The organism is Salinimicrobium oceani (assembly GCF_012037645.1).
Genome location: NZ_JAAVJR010001157.1, coordinates 1 through 352 on the forward strand (window position 1 = coordinate 1; position 352 = coordinate 352).

At 41.8% G+C, this 352-nt stretch carries 1 protein-coding gene; it reads left to right on the plus strand.

Features of this window, described 5'->3' with window-relative positions; genetic code table 11:
- Nucleotides 1-352: PAS domain-containing protein (locus tag HC175_RS21255; RefSeq protein ID WP_168139937.1), on the plus strand; the 352-nt coding region annotated here is incomplete at both ends.

Genomic DNA, 352 nt, shown 5'->3' on the forward strand with positions numbered 1-352 from the left:
TCAAAAGCTTCATCAAAGAAAATCCGGACGGGATCTTCAGGATGGAGCTCGAAGGTAATTTCAAACATGTCAACGAGAGTCTGGCTAAAATGGCAGGACTTCCCCTGGACCAGATCATCGGCAGTAGTTTTATTCCTTTTTGCAGTCCATGTCATAAAGTGCTTGTTCTTGACAATTTTGCACTGGCCTGTAAAGGAAGAATTACCTCTTTTGAGGCCGATTTTATTTCGGCACAAGGTAATAAGCTCATTTTAAAGGTACTGCTAATGCCATTGTTCATGGACGGCAAAGTTACCGAGATACACGGTATTGCAAAGGACGTTACCGAAATTAGAAACAATGAGAAGGTGAT